The organism is Stenotrophomonas sp. NPDC077421 (assembly GCF_049545505.1).
GTDB lineage: Bacteria > Pseudomonadota > Gammaproteobacteria > Xanthomonadales > Xanthomonadaceae > Stenotrophomonas > Stenotrophomonas nematodicola.
In genome coordinates this window covers 1-17092 of the sequence record NZ_JBMWDP010000054.1, presented here as the reverse complement: position 1 = coordinate 17092, position 17092 = coordinate 1, and the positions used below count along the sequence as shown (strand labels likewise).

Annotated in this window: 15 protein-coding genes and 1 other RNA gene; 7 read left to right on the top strand and 9 right to left on the bottom strand. The window is 68.6% G+C overall.

The window, feature by feature from the left end; genetic code table 11:
- The 8 genes from ACPEH1_RS19280 to mraZ all read right to left on the bottom strand — a co-directional run.
- On the bottom strand, window positions 1-636 hold a 636-nt coding region (locus tag ACPEH1_RS19280), incomplete at its 3' end, for an FtsW/RodA/SpoVE family cell cycle protein (protein ID WP_423716222.1).
- A complete protein-coding gene (mraY, locus tag ACPEH1_RS19275) occupies window positions 636-1721 on the bottom strand; it encodes a phospho-N-acetylmuramoyl-pentapeptide-transferase (RefSeq protein WP_017355440.1) in 1086 nt (361 codons plus the stop codon). The genes mraY and ACPEH1_RS19280, both read right to left, overlap by 1 nt.
- Window positions 1711-3105, bottom strand: coding sequence for a UDP-N-acetylmuramoyl-tripeptide--D-alanyl-D-alanine ligase (locus ACPEH1_RS19270; RefSeq protein WP_313242978.1), 1395 nt, complete (start codon window positions 3103-3105; stop codon window positions 1711-1713). The genes mraY and ACPEH1_RS19270 overlap by 11 nt, the downstream gene beginning before the upstream one ends.
- Window positions 3102-4586 carry a UDP-N-acetylmuramoyl-L-alanyl-D-glutamate--2,6-diaminopimelate ligase gene (locus ACPEH1_RS19265; protein WP_136003672.1) on the bottom strand — a complete coding sequence of 495 codons (1485 nt, stop codon included), beginning with the start codon at window positions 4584-4586 and terminating at the stop codon, window positions 3102-3104. The genes ACPEH1_RS19270 and ACPEH1_RS19265 overlap by 4 nt, the downstream gene beginning before the upstream one ends.
- Window positions 4583-6427, bottom strand: a complete 1845-nt coding sequence (locus ACPEH1_RS19260; protein WP_312707055.1) for a peptidoglycan D,D-transpeptidase FtsI family protein — start codon at window positions 6425-6427, stop codon at window positions 4583-4585. The genes ACPEH1_RS19265 and ACPEH1_RS19260 overlap by 4 nt, the downstream gene beginning before the upstream one ends.
- Window positions 6424-6687, bottom strand: coding sequence for a cell division protein FtsL (ftsL, locus tag ACPEH1_RS19255; RefSeq protein WP_017357228.1), 264 nt, complete (start codon window positions 6685-6687; stop codon window positions 6424-6426). Before ftsL ends, ACPEH1_RS19260 begins: the two co-directional genes overlap by 4 nt.
- Window positions 6684-7652 (bottom strand): 16S rRNA (cytosine(1402)-N(4))-methyltransferase RsmH, encoded by a 969-nt coding sequence (rsmH, locus tag ACPEH1_RS19250; RefSeq protein ID WP_153165009.1) that lies wholly within the window; start codon window positions 7650-7652, stop codon window positions 6684-6686. Before rsmH ends, ftsL begins: the two co-directional genes overlap by 4 nt.
- 14 nt (window positions 7653-7666) lie before the next feature.
- The gene (mraZ, locus tag ACPEH1_RS19245) at window positions 7667-8113 is read right to left on the bottom strand and encodes a division/cell wall cluster transcriptional repressor MraZ (RefSeq protein ID WP_017357226.1); all 447 of its coding nucleotides are present in this window, start codon (window positions 8111-8113) and stop codon (window positions 7667-7669) included.
- Window positions 8114-8437: 324 nt separating this feature from the next.
- Here mraZ and ACPEH1_RS19240 point away from each other — a divergent pair, with 324 nt between their 5' ends.
- Complete coding sequence (locus ACPEH1_RS19240) at window positions 8438-9202, top strand: NRDE family protein (protein WP_287251417.1); 765 nt, start codon at window positions 8438-8440, stop codon at window positions 9200-9202.
- A gap of 51 nt (window positions 9203-9253) precedes the next feature.
- Window positions 9254-9604: RNase P RNA component class A (gene rnpB, locus ACPEH1_RS19235), an RNA gene on the top strand.
- Between the two features lie 192 nt (window positions 9605-9796).
- On the opposite strand, the gene rsmI is transcribed toward rnpB, so the two are convergent.
- On the bottom strand, window positions 9797-10618 hold the full coding sequence (gene rsmI, locus ACPEH1_RS19230; protein WP_017357224.1) for a 16S rRNA (cytidine(1402)-2'-O)-methyltransferase: 822 nt from the start codon (window positions 10616-10618) through the stop codon (window positions 9797-9799).
- An 80-nt stretch (window positions 10619-10698) separates the two neighbouring features.
- On the opposite strand from rsmI, the gene ACPEH1_RS19225 reads away from it, so the two are divergent.
- From ACPEH1_RS19225 to ACPEH1_RS19205, 5 genes are all read left to right on the top strand, one after another.
- Complete coding sequence (locus ACPEH1_RS19225) at window positions 10699-12420, top strand: penicillin-binding protein activator (RefSeq protein ID WP_166472612.1); 1722 nt, start codon at window positions 10699-10701, stop codon at window positions 12418-12420.
- A 7-nt stretch (window positions 12421-12427) separates the two neighbouring features.
- Window positions 12428-12796, top strand: a complete 369-nt coding sequence (locus tag ACPEH1_RS19220) for a YraN family protein (protein WP_136003666.1) — start codon at window positions 12428-12430, stop codon at window positions 12794-12796.
- Window positions 12796-13338: a metal-dependent hydrolase gene (locus ACPEH1_RS19215; protein ID WP_136003664.1), complete on the top strand. Its 543-nt coding sequence runs from the start codon at window positions 12796-12798 to the stop codon at window positions 13336-13338. The genes ACPEH1_RS19220 and ACPEH1_RS19215 overlap by 1 nt, the downstream gene beginning before the upstream one ends.
- Window positions 13335-14720: an FAD-binding oxidoreductase gene (locus tag ACPEH1_RS19210; RefSeq protein ID WP_423716221.1), complete on the top strand. Its 1386-nt coding sequence runs from the start codon at window positions 13335-13337 to the stop codon at window positions 14718-14720. The genes ACPEH1_RS19215 and ACPEH1_RS19210 overlap by 4 nt, the downstream gene beginning before the upstream one ends.
- A gap of 499 nt (window positions 14721-15219) precedes the next feature.
- On the top strand, window positions 15220-17092 hold a 1873-nt coding region (locus ACPEH1_RS19205; RefSeq protein WP_423716220.1), incomplete at its 3' end, for an autotransporter outer membrane beta-barrel domain-containing protein.

The following is a 17092-nucleotide window of genomic DNA, read 5'->3' as shown; positions in this document are numbered from 1 at the left end:
CTCGATGATCGCCAGTGCGCTCATGCCGACCATGCCGATGACCACCGGCATGGACATGCGCGGCATGTTCACCCCGCCCAGCACCAGCATGCCGGCGGTGATCGCCAGCAACAGGGTGGAAGAACCGAAGTCCGGCTGAAGCAGCAGCAGTACCACCAGCGCGCCGGCCACGCCGAGCGGCTTGAGCATCGCCGGCCAGGTCGCGTTGACCTCGTCGCGGAAGCGCACCAGGTAGCTGGACAGCCACACGATGTAGAGCACTTTGACCGCTTCGACCGTCTGGAACTTGGAGATGCCCAGGTTGATCCAGCGCCGGGCACCGTTGACGCTGCTGCCCAGGCCGGGGATGAACACCACCACCAGCAGGGCGAAGCAGCCCAGCAGCAGGATCTGGTTGTACTGCTCGATGCTCTTGAGCTCGGTGCGCATGGCCACGATGGCCAGCCCGATGCCGACCGCCAGGAAGATCAGGTGGCGGTTGAGGTAGTAGAACGGGCTGCTCATCAACGCGATCGAGCTGGACGCGACCATCACCACGCCCAGCCCGGTGAGCGCGATGATCGCGCCCAGCAGCCACTTGTCGAAGTGGCCTCCGATGGCTTCAAGGCGGGTTGCCTGGCGCGACAGATCGTTCATCAGCGGACCTTCAACGTGGCCAGGCCGATCAGGACCAGCACCACCGAAATGATCCAGAAGCGCACGATCACGCGCGGTTCCGGCCAGCCCTTCAGTTCGAAGTGGTGGTGGATCGGAGCCATGCGGAACACGCGCTTGCCGGTCAGCTTGAACGAGGCGACCTGGATCATCACCGACAGCGTCTCGACAACGAAGACACCGCCCATGATCACCAGCACCAGTTCCTGGCGGGTGATCACCGCGATCGTGCCCAGCACCGCGCCCAGCGCCAACGCGCCGATGTCGCCCATGAACACCATCGCCGGGTAGGTGTTGAACCACAAAAAGCCCAGGCCCGCGCCGGCGATGGCCGCGCAGATGATCACCAGTTCACCGGCGCCGGGAATCTGCGGGATCTGCAGGTAGCTGGAGAACACCACGTTGCCCGAGGCGTAGGCGAAGACACCCAGCGCGCAGGCGACCAGCACGGTCGGCATGATCGCCAGCCCGTCCAGGCCGTCGGTCAGGTTGACCGCGTTGGAGAAGCCGACGATCCAGAAGTAGGCGATGGCCACAAAGCTGATGCCGGCCAGCGGCAGCGCCACCGACTTGAACATCGGGATATAGAAGGTCATCGCGGCCGGTACATCGGCCGTATAGAACAGGAACAGGCCGGCGGCCAGGCCGAAGATCGACTGCAGCAGGTACTTCCAGCGCGACTTCAGACCGTTCGGGTCACGGCGCACGATCTTGATCCAGTCGTCGTACCAGCCGATCGCGCCGAAGCACAGCATCACCGCCAGCACCACCCAGACATAGCGGTTGCGCAGATCGGCCCACAGCAGCACTGACAGGGTGATGGTCAGCAGGATCAGCGAACCGCCCATCGTGGGCGTGCCGGCCTTGGAGAAGTGGGTCTGCGGACCGTCGGTACGGATCGGCTGGCCACCCTTGAACTGGGCCAGCCTGCGGATCATCGCCGGCCCCAGCCACAGCGACAGGAACAACGCGGTCAGCGCCGCGAGGATGCCGCGCAGAGTCAGATAGCCGAACAGCCCGAACAGGCTCTCCAACTGCTGCAACCATCGGGCCAGTTCAAGCAACATTGGGGGTTTCCTCTCCTCGCGCCAGCAGCGCTTTGACAATTTTGTCCATCGCACTGCCGCGCGAGCCCTTGACCAGGCAGCGCACGCCAGCATGCAGTTCGGTGGCCAGTGCAGCGGCCAGGGTGTCGTGGTCGCTGAAATGGCGGCCACCGTCGCCGAAAGCGGCCGACGCGGCGGCGCTCAGCGTGCCCAGCGTGTACAGCCGCTTGAGCCCGGCGTCGCGCGCGCGACGGCCGGCCTGCGCGTGCAGCGCTTCGCCGTCCGGGCCGAGCTCGCGCATGTCGCCGAGCACCAGCCAGCCTTCGTCGCCGGCGGCGGCCAGCGCATCGATGGCGGCGTCCAGCGAACCGGGGTTGGCGTTGTAGCTGTCATCGATCAGCACCGCGCCACCCGGCAGCACGTGCGCGACCTGACGGCCCGGCACCGGCTCGGCGCGCGCCAGACCGGCGGCGACCTGGGCCAGGGTGATGCCGGCCGCCAGCGCCAGCGATGCGGCAGCCAGCGCGTTGCCGATGTTGTGGCGGCCCGGCAACGCCAGCACGATTTCGGCCTGGCCCTGCGGGGTGGACAGCACGAACCGGCTGCCCGAGACGCTGAGGCGCACCGACAGCGCGGTGATGTCGGCACTGTGGTCCAGGCCGTAGCGCAGCACGCGGCTGCGCGGCGGCTGGCCGACCACGTGCTGTTCGAACCAGGCACCGAAGGCGTCGTCGGCATTGATCACCGCCACGCCATCGGCCGGCAGCGCGGCGTAGATGGCGCCCTTGGTGGTCGCCACGCCCTGCAGGCTGCCCATGCGTTCCAGATGCGCCGGCGCGATGTTGTTCACCAGCGCATAGCGCGGGCGCACGATGTCGGTCAGGTAGGCGATGTCACCCGGCTTGCCTGCGCCCATCTCGTAGATCGCGTAGTCCGCGTCTTCGGGGGCGTCGATCAGCGCCAGCGGCAGGCCGATTTCATTGTTGAGGTTGCCGGGGTTGGCATACACCACGCGCCCTTCTTCGCGCGCAACCTGCTGCAGGATCGCCAGCAGCAGGGTCTTGACGCTGGTCTTGCCGTTGCTGCCGGTGATGGCGAACACCTCGGCCTGGCGGTCACGCTGCATGCCGGCGGCGATCCGACCCAGCGCGTGCTGGCTGTCGGCGACCACGATCTGCGGCAGCGCCACATCGAGCAGGCGCTCGACCAGCATGGCCGACGCGCCGCGCGCGACGGCGTCGGCGGCGAAGTCGTGGCCGTCGAAACGCTCGCCACGCAGCGCCACGTACAGGCTGCCGGGGGCCAGGGTGCGGGTATCGTTGCTGATGGCGTCGATCGCGGTGTCTTCACCGTGGATCTCGCCACCGGCCCAGTGGGCGATCAGTGACAGCGGCGTGCGCTTCATCGTGCCGCCTCCCCGTGCGATGCCGCCAGGACGCGTGCGGCCACCTCGGTGTCATTGAACGGATGCTGCACGCCGGCGATCTCCTGGTAGGGTTCATGACCCTTGCCGGCGATCAGCACGATGTCGCCGGCGCCCGCCAGGCCGATCGCCCGGGTGATCGCGGCGGCGCGGTCGCGCTGCACGATGGCGGCGTCAGGCGCGCGCAGCCCGGCCAGGATGTCGGCAACGATGGCATCGCCGTCTTCGCCGCGCGGGTTGTCGTCGGTGACGATCACCACATCGGCGTGCTGTTCGGCAATGGCAGCCATCTGCGGGCGCTTGCCGGTATCGCGTTCGCCACCGCAGCCGAACACGCACACCAGCCGCCCGGCCAGATGGCCCTGCAGACTGGCCAGCGCCTGTTCGAGCGCGTCGGGGGTATGGGCGTAGTCGATCACCACGGTGGGCTGGCCGTTCGCACCGCCAAGACGGTTCATGCGGCCGGCGATCGGCTGCAGCTGCGAGAGCAGCGCGGCGATCGTGGCCGGGGCATGGTCCAGCGCCAGCAGCGCGCCGGCCACGGCCAGCAGGTTGTCCACGTTGAAGCGGCCGAGCAGCGGTGACTGCACCGGGTGGCGTTCACCGCCAACGACCAGGTCGAAGGCGATGCCGCGACCGTCGAGCGTCAGCGAATCGGCACGCACCGCGGCCTGCTGCGCGCCGCGCGAGCTGACCCCGACCGGCTGCACGCCGGCGTCGAGGGTGCGCAGCAGTTCACTGCCGAACGGGTCGTCGAGGTTGACCACCGCGGCCTTCAGGCCCGCGCGGTGGAACAGCTTGGCCTTGGCCGCACCGTACTGCGCCATGTCGCCGTGGTAGTCGAGATGATCGCGGGTGAGGTTGGTGAACACCGCCACGTCGTAGTGGACCGCGTCCACCCGCCCCTGGTCGAGCGCGTGCGAGCTGACTTCCATCGCCACTGCCTGCGCGCCGCCATCGCGCAGCTGCGCCAGCACGGCGTGCATCTGCAGCACCAGCGGGGTGGTGAAGCCGGTCGGCACCACATCACCATAAAGTCCGACCCCCAGCGTGCCGATACTTCCACTGCGGGTGCCAAGCAGGTGCCAGGCCTGGGCCAGCAGCTGCACGGTGGAGGTTTTGCCGTTGGTGCCGGTCACTCCCACCATCGTCATCGCGCGCGAGGGGTGACCGTGGAACTGGTCGGCCATCGCGCCCATGCGCATGCGCAGGCCCGGCACCGCGATCGCGTCGGCCGGGGCAGGCAGCTCGGCCGGGGCCGGCGGATCGAACAGGATCGCGCCCGCGCCGGCAGCACGTGCCTGCTCGACGAAGCCCAGCCCGTGCGCGCCGAAGCCGGCGATCGCCACGAAGGCATTGCCCGGGCGCACCGCGCGGCTGTCCAGCACCAGCCCGGTGATGGTCGGGTCGTGGGGCAGCGCCACGTCGGGAATCAACTGCGAAAGCAACATCGTCTGGCTCATTGCGTGCCTCCCTGCGCGGGGGGCGTCGTGGCGTGCGCGCTGGGCAGCGCGGCATCGAATTCAGCGGCGGCATCGGCCGGCAGGACCACCTCGGCCGGCGGCGCCGGCAGGATCGAGGCGGAGTGCCCCATCTTTCCGGACTGCTGCGCGGCCAGCCAGGACTCGATATCGTCCGGCGGCACGTCCATCAGGCGCAGCGCGCCTTCCATGACGTTGTGGAACACCGGTGCCGACACCAGGCCGCCGTAGTATTTGCCCGCCTGCGGGTCATTGATCACGATCACCGTGGCGAAGCGCGGGTTGCTGGCCGGCACGACCCCGGCGAACAGCGCGTTGTAATGCCCGCGCTCGTATCCGCCCGGACCGGTCTTGCGCGCGGTACCGGTCTTGCCGGCCACGTGGTAGCCCAGCACCGCCGCCTGCTTGGCGCCGCCCTGGGTGACCACGGTTTCCATCATCGCCACCACTTCCTTGGCGATGTTTTCGTCGATGATCTGCTTGCCTTCGTTGCGCTGTCCCTTCACGAAGGTGGGCGCGATCAGCTTGCCGCCGTTGCCGAGCGCCGAGTACGCAGTGGCGATCTGCAGCGGCGTGACATTCAGGCCATAGCCGTAGGACATGGTGGTCTTGGTGGCACCGTCCCACCGGGCGGGGCGCTTCAGCACACCGGCCGATTCGCCGGGGAAGCCGCTGTGCGGAGCCACGCCGTAACCGAAGCTGTGGACGTGATCGTAGAACACCTGGTCCGGCATCCTGGCGGCGATCTTGGCGGCGCCGATGTTCGAGCTGCGGGTGATCACCCCGGTGACGTTGAGCACGCCGTTGTTGCGCGGCACGTCCTTGATGGTGAACCGGCCCACGGCCATGTAGCCGGGATTGGTGTCCACGATGGTGTCCTTGGTGACCACGCCGGACTGCAGCGCCGAGGCGATGGTCAACGGCTTCATGGTCGAACCGGGCTCGACCAGATCGGTGACCGCGCGGTTGCGGCGCGTGTCCGGCGCGGCACCGCCGACCGAATTGGGGTTGTAGGTCGGCAGGTTGACCATCGCCAGCACTTCGCCGGTGGCCACATCCATGATCACCATCGAACCACCGGCCGCCTTGTTGGCGATCAGTGCGTTGCGCAGCTCCTTGAAGGCCAGGAACTGGATGCGGCGGTCGATGCTGAGGGTGAGGTCCTTGCCGGGTTCGGCCGGGCGCAGCAGGTCGCTTTCGACGGTATCGCCCTTGCGGTTGCGGATCACCCGCTTGGCGCCGGGCTTGCCGCGCAGCCACTCGTCGAAGGCCAGTTCCAGCCCTTCCTGGCCGCGGTCGTCGATGTTGGTGAAGCCCAGCACGTGCGCCATCGCCTCCCCCTGCGGGTAGAAGCGGCGGAACTCGCGCTGCGAGGCGACGCCGGGGATCTTCAGCGCCACCACTTTCTCGGCGTCGTCGGGGTTGATCCGGCGGCGCAGGTACATGAATTCCTTGTCGGCCTTCTGCGCCAGGCGGGCGTTGAGCTCGTCCAGCGGCATGCCGAGCGCGGTGGCCAGCTCCGGGATGCGCTCGGGTTCGCGCAGCAGTTCCTGCGGATTGACCCAGATCGAGGCGACCGGGGTGGACACCGCCACCGGCTCGCCGTTGCGGTCGGTGATCATGCCGCGCGAGGTGTTGATCGGCAGCTCGCGCAGGTAGCGGGCTTCGCCCTGGCGCTGGTAGAACTCGCTGTTGATGATCTGCACGTAGGCGGCGCGGCCAACCAGCGACACCGAGCACAGGCCCAGCGCCAGACCCACCCACGTCAGGCGCTGGCGCAGGTTGAAGCTGTTGCGGGCACGGTTGCGGCCGGACTTGCTCATGGGCGCACCACCACGACGTCGGCGGCCTCGGGGAACTTCATGCCCAGGCGTTCGCGGGCAACGCGATCGACCCGGGTCGCTTCGGCCAGCGTGGCCTGCTCCAGCTGCAGGCGGCCGAATTCGATATTGAGCTCATCGCGCGCGCGCTCGACCTTGGACAGCTCCACAAAGGTCTGGCGGTGGCGGTGGCGCATGAACACCACGCCGATCGCCGAGGCGATCGTGCAGGCCAGCAGCACAATGAGCAGCAGGCGGCTCATCCGGCCACCGCACGCTTTTCGGCGACACGCAGCACGGCACTGCGCGAGCGCGGGTTGACCGCCAGCTCGTCGTCGTCGGCCTTGATGGCGCCACCGATCAGGTCCAGCGTCGGCACGAACGCCGTCAGTTCCGGCAGCCGGCGGTTGGTCGGCGGGGCCTTGGCATGACGGTTCATGAACTGCTTGACGATGCGGTCTTCCAGCGAGTGGAAGCTGATCACCGCCAACCGGCCACCGGGCTTGAGCCGCGCCATTGCCGCGTCCAGGCCGGCTTCGAGGTCGGCCAGTTCGCGGTTGATGTGGATGCGGATGGCCTGGAAGCTGCGCGTGGCCGGGTGGATTTTGTCCTTGCCACGCGGCATCACCGAGGCGATCAGCTCGGCCAGTTCGGCAGTGCGGGCGAACGGCTGCCTGTCGCGGCGCGCAATGATCGCGCGGGCGATGCGGCGGCCCTGGCGCTCCTCGCCGTAGGTCCACAGCACATCCATGAGCTCACGCTCTTCAACGCGATTGAGCCACTGCGCCGCGCTCTCGCCGCTGTCCGGGTCCATGCGCATGTCCAGCGGGCCGTCCTTGCCGAAGCTGAAACCGCGCTCGGCCACATCCAGCTGCGGCGACGACACGCCGAGGTCGAACAGCACCCCGTCCAGGCCATCGGCGGTGGCATCCCAATGCAGCAGGTCGGCGAAGCTGCCACGGAAGATCGAGACGCGCGGGTCCGGCGCGAAATCGCGCTCGGCCACCGCAATCGCTTCGGGATCCTTGTCCATGACCAGCAGCCGGCCTCCAGGACCGAGTTGCTCGAGCACGCCGCGGGCATGACCGCCACGACCGAACGTGCCATCGAGATACCGTCCGTTTTCGATCACCGCCAGGCCTTCCAGGACCTGCGTGTACAGCACCGGCAGATGGCCCGCCGGCGACTGCGACACCGGAAGGTGACCGGCCTGCGCGCCCCCGCGCACCCGGGCACCCCGGCTCACAACTTCAGGTCGAGCAACCCATCGCCGAGATCCTCGTCAGACAATGTCTGCTGGATCAACGCGCGATGTGCCTGCTCGCTCCACAATTCAAATTTGTCGCCCATGCCGAGCAGAACCGCCTTCTTTTCAATGCCAACGGCACCACGGTGGCTGGCGGGAATACTGATGCGACCGTTGCCGTCCAGCTCCAGATGCGCGGCCGAACCGACCAGCTTCTGTTGCAGCAGACGCACGACACGCTGTGTGTTGGGCTTGGACATGACGTCGTCCCGCACCCGCTCCCACTCCGATTCGGCATAGAGCCAAAGGCAGCCGGACTCGAACGGGTTGTAGGTGAGCACGAGACGGTTGTTGCTGGCGCGCGCGACGAGGTCGCGATAAGCGGTGGGAACCGCCATGCGCCCTTTGTCATCAACTGTGATGGCCGTCTCGCCCTGGAACACGACGCCTGCACCTTTTCCTTTGCCCGGTGAAACATTGAACCACGAAAAACCACAAAAAACCCGGTTTTCCCTCTGTTGCCCACCTTAGCAGTGCCGATTGGGTTGTCAACAACTTTGCGAAGCCGAAATCACTTGGAACATCAAGGGCTTGCAGCAATGTTTAGAGACTTGTTCAAGGCTTATCCACAAGTTGCTGTTTCGTCTCAATTTTTGAGATTGATCGGAAGTTCAGGCCTGTGCAGAGGGCGTGAAACCCTTGCCCGCATTCAGTCGCGCGGGGGTCGGCTTCGACCTGTTCGTGCGCAAACCCGGCACAATCGGCGCATGTGTCTGCTCGCTCTGGCCTGGAAGGCCCACCCCCGTTGGCAGCTGGTCATGGCCGGCAACCGCGACGAGTTCCACGCCCGGCCCACCGCCGCGCTGGCGGCCTGGCCCGCACCCGACACCGGCGTGATGGCCGGGCGCGACCTCCGCTCCGGCGGCACCTGGGCCGGCATCGGCCAGAACGGCCGGATGGCGGTGGTGACCAACGTGCGCGACCCGCTGGCCCGCCAGACCGGCCCCTCGCGTGGTGCGCTGGTGGCCGACTTCCTGCGTGGCAGCGCCCCGGCCGCCGCCTTCGCCGATGCCTTGGCCCCCGATGCCTCCGCCTTCGCCCCGTTCAACCTGCTGCTGGCCGACCGCGACAGTTGCCAGTTCCTGGGCAACCATCCCCTGCTGCGACGGACGCTGTCGCCGGGCCTGCACGGCATGTCCAATGGCCCGCTCGATGCGCCGTGGCCGAAAACCGTGAACCTGGTCGAGGCCCTCGGCGACTGGATCGCCCGTGGCGAGGTCGCGCTGGACCCGCTCTGGCAGGCGCTGGCCAATGAGGGCCGTGCCGACGACGACGCCCTGCCCGACACCGGCATCGGCCTGGAGCGCGAGCGCTGGCTGTCCTCGGCATTCATCCGCAGCCCCGACTACGGCACCCGTGCCAGTACCGTCATCGCCCTGGACGAACGCGGCCACGGCTTCATCCAGGAGCGCCGCTTCGCCGCCGATGGCCGCTGCATCGGCGAGACCCGGTTGAACACGCCTGCACCGTAGTCCCGCATCCACGTCCCTGCCGCGCAGCGGATGTGGGACAATGCGCGCGGCGGAGTCGGCCAGACAGTCGCGTCATCCCTTGCGGATGCCGAGGAAAGTCCGGGCTCCACAGGGCAAGGTGCCAGGTAACGCCTGGGCGGCGCGAGCCGACGGAAAGTGCAACAGAAAGATACCGCCTACGTTCCCTTCGGGGAGCCGGTAAGGGTGAAATGGTGCGGTAAGAGCGCACCGCGAGTCTGGCAACAGACCGGCACGGCAAACCCCACCTGGAGCAAGACCAAATAGGGACCTAATGACGTGGCCCGCGTCGGGTCCGGGTAGGTTGCTTGAGCGCTGCGGTGACGCAGCGCCTAGAAGAATGACTGTCCACGACAAAACCCGGCTTATCGGCCGGCTCCGCCCTTTCTTCGCCTTCTGCGAAGAAGCCCCCAGGGTGCCACCAGCCCCCACATCCCCCCGCCTGTCGGCGTGCCTCCTGTACTGAAGGGGGCTGTTGCTCGGGACAGCACACCGGTGGAGCCGACCGTTGGCCGGCTGCCCTATGTTCCGACATCGGCGCTGCATCCCAGGCACTGACGACCACCCGACCGCAGCTCAACTCCCGTACAGCGCCTTTCTCGGCGCGCCGGTCAGTTCCGCCGCCAGCTTGGCGGCGGTCGAAGGCGGCAGGTGCTCGCTGAGCTTGGCGTACATGCGGCGGCCTGCAGCAAGCTGGGCCTGCGCGTCGTCGGCGGCGCCCTGCACCATCACCACGAACTCGCCCTTGCGCTGGTTGTCGTCGGCTTCCACCTGCTGCAGCAGCGAGCCCAGGGTGCCGTCGAGCACCGTTTCAAACAGTTTGGTCAGTTCGCGCGCGATCACCGCCGGTCGCTCGGCCCCGAACGCGGCCACCATGTCGGCCAGCGATTCGGTGATGCGGTGCGAGGATTCGTAGAACACCAGCGTGCGGGTTTCGCCCGCCAGTCCATTCAACCGCTCGCGGCGGCCCGCTCCCTTGGCCGGCAGGAAGCCTTCGAAGGTGAAGCGGTCGCTGGGCAGACCGGCCACGCTCAAGGCCGCGATCGCCGCGCACGCGCCCGGCACCGGGCTGACCCGGATGCCCGCTTCGCGCGCCGCGCGGACCAGGCGGTAGCCTGGATCGCTCACCAGCGGCGTGCCGGCATCGCTGACCAGCGCCAACGACTCCCCGGCCTGCAGCCGCGCCACGATCCGCTGCGACAACGCTTCTTCATTGTGGTCGTGCAGCGCCACCAGCGGCTGCTGGATGCCGAAGTGGGCCAGCAGCTGGCCGCTGCGGCGGGTGTCCTCGGCGCAGATCGCGGCCACCGAGCGCAGCACCTCCTGCGCGCGCGGCGTCAGGTCGGCGAGGTTTCCGATCGGGGTGGCAACGACATACAGCGTGGGGACAGCACTCATCGCAACGGCACTCATGGGTCAAGGGTAGAATCGTACCGTTCCCCGGCCACGGCCGCTGCCCCCATCGAATGGACCTGATCATGAACAAGCCCGTCGCACGGATCTCTGCCCTTTCGTTGTCGCTGCTGCTGCTCGCCGGCTGCGCCACGACCAGCCTCACCAGTGCCCCCGAATCCCCGGCGCAGAGCCAGGCGCTGGCACTGATCGAGCAGGGCAAGCCGCGTGATGCCGCCGTGCAGCTCGAAGCATTGGCCAACACCCTGCGTGGCAGTGCCCGCAGTGCCGCGCTGGCCGACGCTGCCTTCGCCTGGCATGAAGCCGGCGATGCCACCCGCGCCCGCAGCCTGCTGAGCCAGGTGCAGCCGCGCCAGCTCACCGGCGCCAGCCTGCAGCGTTACCAGCTCACCAGTGCCGAGCTGGCACTGGCCGACCGACAGCCGGCACAGGCGCTGGCCGCACTGAAGGAATCCTCGGACGCAGTGGCTCCGTCGCTGCGCACGCGCTGGCAGCTGGCCCGCGCCAATGCGCTGCAGGCCACCGGCGACACCCTCGGCGCCGCGCTGGAGCGCGCCCGCGCACATGCCGCGCTGACCGGCAAGGCGCGCAGTGACAACCAGCAGGCCATCGCCAGCCTGCTCGGCACCCTGGACGACGCCACCCTGCGGGCCAGGGCCGCCGCGCTGCCGGCCAACGAGCCGCTGTACAACTTCGCCGGTCGCGCGCTGATTGCCCGTGGCCTGCCGCTGCCGCGTCCGTTCGACCGCGATGGCGCCAGCCAGTTCGACACCAGCAAGCGCCCCCCGGCGATGTCCGATGGCTACCGCCCGCCGGTGAAGATGGCCGTGCTGCTGCCGCTCAGTGGTCGCCTGGCCACCGCCGCACAGCCGGTCCGCGATGGCCTGCTCAGCGGTTACTACGGTGAGTCGCGCCGCCGCCCGGAGATCCAGTTCATCGATACCGCCGGCACCGCCGCCGGTGCCGTGGCCGCTTACGACAAGGCCGTGGGCGCGGGCGCCGACTTCATCGTCGGGCCGCTGGGCCGCGACGAGGTCGATGCGGTGTTCGGCCGTGCGCAGCTGCCGGTGCCGGTGCTGGCACTGAACCGTGGCAAGGGCAGCCCGCCGGCCGGCAGCGCCGGCTTCTCGATGGCCCCCGAAGACGACGGCATCATCGCCGCCGAGTACCTGCGCGGCCGCGAGCGCGGCAAGGTGCTGGTGGTGCACAGCAACGACGAGACCGGCCGCCGCGCGGCCGCCGCGTTCCGCGAGCGCTTCACCCAGCGTGGCGGCCAGGTGGCGGCCACGGTCGGCGTGAACGACACCGTGGGCGATGTCGGCGCGCAGCTGCGCGCCGCAGGCAGCGTGGATGGCGTGTTCCTGGCGGTGAAGGCGCCGCAGGCCCGCACGCTGGCGCCGCAGTTGGCGCTGGCCGGCGCCGGCGGCGCCAGCCGCGTGGGCACCTCGCAGTTGACCCTCGGCAGCGGCAAGCCCGAGGAAGACATGGCGCTGGACGGCATCATCTATCCGAACGAAGCCTGGAATGTGCGCGGCGTGGCCGGCCTGCCGGCCGCTTCCACCGCCGGGCAGATCCTGCCCTCGGCACGCGGCGCGTCCGGCCGCCTGTTCGCGTTCGGCTTCGATGCGTGGAAGATCAGCGCCTACCTGGACAAGATCGCCACCGAGGGCGCACTGGCCGGCGCCACCGGCACACTGTTCCTTGACAGCAACGGCAACGTGCTGCGTGTGCCGGTGTGGTCGACCTTCAGCGGCGGTCGGCCGACGCCGATCGCGTCGGCCAACTAGGTCCGGCATGGCCACCGGACGCGCGCAGCGCGGCGCGGCGGTGGAAGCGGCGGCACGGGCGCATCTGCGTCGCGCCGGCCTGCAGCCGCTGGCCGCCAACGCACGCTACCGCGGTGGTGAACTGGACCTGGTGATGCGCGACGGCGACACCACGGTGTTCGTGGAGGTGCGTTACCGCGCGTCGGCCGCGTTCGGCGGCGGTGCCGTCTCGGTCGATCTGCGCAAGCGCCGCAAGCTGGTGCTGGCCGCGCAGCTGTTCCTGCTGGCGCATCCGGCGCTGGCCGACCGGCCCTGCCGCTTCGATGTGGTCGAGGCCGCTGGCGACCCACCGCAGCTGCGCTGGCTGCGGGATGCCTTCCGGCTGGAGGATTGCTGATGCCCACCGTTCTTACCCATGCCGCCATTCCGCTGGCGCTGTGGTGCGCGGCCGACCGCGGCCGCATCGCCACGCCGCTGCTGGCCGCCGGCGTGGTGGCGGCGATGCTGCCGGACGCGGACGTGCTGGCGTTCGCGCTGCACATTCCCTACGCCGACAGTTTCGGTCACCGCGGTGCGAGCCACTCGCTTCTGTTCGCCGCGCTGCTGGCCACGTTGGCAGCACTGCTGCACCGGCGTCTGCGCGCCACGGCCGTGCAGGCCGCCGCGTTTGTCGGCATCAGCACGTTGTCGCACCCGCTGCTGGATGCCTTCACCTCCGGCGGCCTGGGCGTGGCGCTGTGGTGGCCGTGGAGCGGCGAGCGGCTGTTCGCGCCGTGGCGGCCGATCCGCGTCTCGCCGTTCGCCGGCCAGTTCTTCAACGCACGTGGCATCACCACCCTGCTCTCCGAGCTGCGCTGGGTGTGGCTGCCACTCTGCACCGCCGTGATCGGCTGGAAGCTGGTCCACCCTGCCCCCGCCTCGTCCCGGAACACCCCATGACCACCGCCCTGCCCGCCGCCTTCGCCGCCACCCTTCATGCCCTGCTGGGCGACGACGGCTGGCGCACCGACGACAGCGCGCTGCAGGCGCACGCGCAGGACAACTCGTGGCGGCATGCGCTGCCGGCCGGCGTGGCCTTCCCGCGCGACCGCGACCAGGTTGTCGCCCTGGTGCGTGCATGCCGCGTGCATGGCATCGCGCTGGTCGCGCGCGGCGCCGGCACCGGTACCACCGGCGCGGCGGTACCGGTGAATGGCAGCATCGTGCTCTCGTTCGCGCGCATGAACCGCATCCTCGACATCCAGCCGGGCAACCGCTGCGCGGTGGTGGAGCCGGGTGTGCTCAACGGCGACCTGCAGCACGCGCTGGTACCACATGGTCTGTTCTGGGCACCGGACCCGTCCAGCGCGGAGATCTGCAGTATTGGCGGCAACCTCGCCTGCAACGCCGGCGGCCCGCGCGCAGTGAAGTACGGCACCAGCCGCGACAACGTGCTCGGCCTGGTGGCGGTGACCGGTGCCGGCGAGGTGATCCGGTGCGGAGGGGCGTACACCAAGGATGCGACCGGCTACGACCTGACCCATCTGCTGGTGGGCAGCGAAGGTACGCTGGCGCTGATCGTGGAAGCCACGCTCAAGCTGACCCCGCTGCCCGTGGCCCAGGCCGGGTTGCGCGTACTGTATCGCGACGCCAATGCGGCGGCGGCCGCGGTGTCGCGCCTGATGGCGCAGCCGGTGGTGCCCACCCGCCTGGAATTCATGGATGCGCGCAGCCTGGAGCTGCTGCGCCGCAATGGTGCCGTGGTGCCCGAGGCCGGCGCGATGCTGCTGGTCGAGGCCGACGGCGATCACGACACCCTGCCCTATCTGCTGCAGGCGCTGGCCACCGCCGCCGAAGGCGACGGCCTGATCGCGCTGGACGTGGCGATGGAAGGCAGCGCCCGCGAGACGCTCTGGGCAGCGCGCAAGGCGCTGTCGCCGGCGCTGCGCAGCATCGCCCCGGGCAAGATCAACGAAGACGTGGTGGTGCCGGTGTCGCGCATTCCCGATCTGGTCGCCGGCGTGCAGGCGCTGGCGCAGGAACACGCGCTGACCATCGTCACCTTCGGCCATGCCGGCAACGGCAACCTGCACGTCAACATCCTGTACCACCCCGACGACGCGGACGAGAGCGCACGCGCGCACGCCGCCCTGCCGAAGATCTTCGCGCTGACCCTCGCCCTGGGCGGCACGCTGTCCGGCGAGCACGGCATCGGCCTGGCCAAGCGCGACTTCATGGCCCAGGCCTTCACGCCCGCCACGCTGGCGGCGATGCGGGCGATCAAGCGGGCGCTGGATCCGGACGGACTCCTCAATCCCGGCAAAGTGCTGCCGCCGGTGTAGCAGGGCACAGCGGTCGTCTGACGTGCCGACGGCCGCCGTGCATCGCCGCAGCGCCACGGCGATCTGCTGCGTGTGTCAGCCGACCTGGCAACACGACACTGCACGTCCTCGACGGATCTCCCCAAGACGATGACCTGGACGCCGGCGCCTGGGGCCCGGCGCCAGTGGCTGTCGTGACGCCAGCGCGCAGCGGGGCATGACCTGCGCGTGCCGTCGGAACGAGGGTCCACCGGTGGCGATGATCGCCAGCGATAGACGCAGACAATCTGCAAGAAATTGTATGGGTTGACGCAGGTCCGATCGCGACACTGCGCATCCCCTGCTGGACAGTCCGTGTCATTTGCGACCGCCAGGGTACCGCCGCTGCACCGTTCCCCCTGCAGTCTGCCCGGCCACCTCACGAACTCCCCGGCCTATCCCGATCGAGAGACCCACGACCATGAACGCCATCACGACCCGACATCCTGGTCATCCGCCTGTCAGGCTGCTGACCTGTGCTGTGATCCTTGCGCTGACCTCGCTCCCGTTCGGCGATCTGGACGCGCGCGTGCTGGATGGCGAGGAGGCCGACGTGGGCATCGGCGACGCTGCCGACACATGGACGCTCCGCAATGATGCACGTCTGGTGGTCAGGAACGGCGCCACGTTCAACATCATTGCCGACAGCACCTCACAGGTGGACCTCATTGGCACCACCGTGTCGCGCCGCAGCATGTCCAGCCCGAACAAGACCCTCGAACTGACCGACGCCGCCTCCCTGCGCGCCATTGGGTCGACCTTCATCGATGGCGGCCTTCATCTGCAGAATGACGCTACCGTGCATCTGATCGGCAGCAGCATTCTGATGGATGACCTCAGTGGCAGCTTCGCCGGCGCCAGCGTGGGCGTGGATCTGATCAGCGAGACCACGGCGATCGGCAGGGCGCATGCACTGCTCGATGCCACCCTGGTCCGTGTCGCCGACAATCCGGGTGTTTCGGACCGCGTCTCCGGCATTGGCGTGCGCATGGCCGGCGGTACGGTGGATATCGTCAATGGCTCCTCCATCGAAGCGGCCAACGTTGGCGTCCAGCTCATGGGCGCCCTTCCGGACACCGATACCCTCAGACTGCGGGTGGATGGATCGACGGTGCGTTCGGCGCGCGGCGCCGCGATACAGGTTGCGGCTTACGGGAATGTCAATGCGTCTTATGACGTACGGGTTGCCAATGCTGCGCAACTGGTGGGCGGCGACAACCATCTGATGCTGGTCCGCGCGTTTGACGCGACGCCGTCCCGTGGCTGGACCTCGGTGGCCTTCACGGTGGACGACTCGCGCCTCAGCGGGGATGTCACCTTCGACACGCGTACCGTCACCGGCACGCTCGACGTTCAGCTGCTCAACAATGCGCGTATCGATGGCCGATTCACCGACGTCACGTCGGCAACGGTGGGCAGCGGCAGCACCTGGATGCTGACCGGCGACAGCAACGTCGATCGGTTGCAGCTCGATCCCACCGGTACCGTCGCACTGGGCAACGGCACTGCCTTCAATACCCTGGCCGTCAATACGTTTGCCGGCAACGGCGGCACGCTGCTGTTCAACACCGTGCTGGGCGATGACCACTCCGCCACCGACACGCTGGCAATCACCGGCGATGCCGACGGCCAGGCCGGTGTACGCGTGCTCAACGCCGGCGGGACCGGTGCAAAGACCGATCTGGGCATTGCACTGATCACCGTCGGCGGTGCGTCCAATGCACAGTTCGATCTGATCGGTCGTGCCGTGGGTGGGCAGTACGAGTACTTCCTGGTCAAACACCAGGACGGCAACTGGTACCTGCGCTCGGAGATCCCGACGACCAACCCGTGCGAGGCCAATCCAGCCCTGCCCGGCTGCACGCCGGTTGATCCGGTTGATCCGGTTGATCCGGTTGATCCGGTTGATCCGGTTGATCCGGTTGATCCGGTCGATCCGGTTGACCCGGTGGATCCGGTCGATCCGGTTGATCCGGTCGATCCGGTCGATCCGGTCGATCCGGTCGATCCGGTGGATCCGGTTGATCCGGTTGACCCGGTGGATCCGGTTGATCCGGTCGATCCGGTTGATCCGGTTGATCCGGTTGATCCGGTCGATCCGGTTGATCCGGTGGATCCGGTGGATGCGGTTGACCCGGTCGATCCGATCGATCCGATCGATCCGATCGATCCGGCCCCGGCGCCGGTTCTGCGTCCGGAGACCGGCGCCTACCTGGCCAACCAGTTTGCGCTCACCCAGCTGCTGCGCCATACCTGGCGCGACCGCAACGGCGACCACGCCGCCGGCGTTGATGGCGTGCACACCTGGGCCAGGGTCGACTCCACCCACAGCCGCCTGGGCGCGGTCAATGACC

Bases quoted from the DNA above. Each gene is read 5' to 3' on its own strand.
- mraY (WP_017355440.1), bottom strand. From the start codon at position 1,721: ATGTTGCTTGAACTGGCCCGATGGTTGCAGCAGTTGGAGAGCCTGTTC.
- ACPEH1_RS19270 (WP_313242978.1), bottom strand. From the start codon at position 3,105: ATGAAGCGCACGCCGCTGTCACTGATCGCCCACTGGGCCGGTGGCGAG.
- ACPEH1_RS19265 (WP_136003672.1), bottom strand. From the start codon at position 4,586: ATGAGCCAGACGATGTTGCTTTCGCAGTTGATTCCCGACGTGGCGCTG.
- ACPEH1_RS19260 (WP_312707055.1), bottom strand. From the start codon at position 6,427: ATGAGCAAGTCCGGCCGCAACCGTGCCCGCAACAGCTTCAACCTGCGC.
- ftsL (WP_017357228.1), bottom strand. From the start codon at position 6,687: ATGAGCCGCCTGCTGCTCATTGTGCTGCTGGCCTGCACGATCGCCTCG.
- ACPEH1_RS19240 (WP_287251417.1), top strand. From the start codon at position 8,438: ATGTGTCTGCTCGCTCTGGCCTGGAAGGCCCACCCCCGTTGGCAGCTG.
- rsmI (WP_017357224.1), bottom strand. From the start codon at position 10,618: ATGAGTGCTGTCCCCACGCTGTATGTCGTTGCCACCCCGATCGGAAAC.
- ACPEH1_RS19225 (WP_166472612.1), top strand. From the start codon at position 10,699: ATGAACAAGCCCGTCGCACGGATCTCTGCCCTTTCGTTGTCGCTGCTG.
- ACPEH1_RS19220 (WP_136003666.1), top strand. From the start codon at position 12,428: ATGGCCACCGGACGCGCGCAGCGCGGCGCGGCGGTGGAAGCGGCGGCA.
- ACPEH1_RS19215 (WP_136003664.1), top strand. From the start codon at position 12,796: ATGCCCACCGTTCTTACCCATGCCGCCATTCCGCTGGCGCTGTGGTGC.
- ACPEH1_RS19210 (WP_423716221.1), top strand. From the start codon at position 13,335: ATGACCACCGCCCTGCCCGCCGCCTTCGCCGCCACCCTTCATGCCCTG.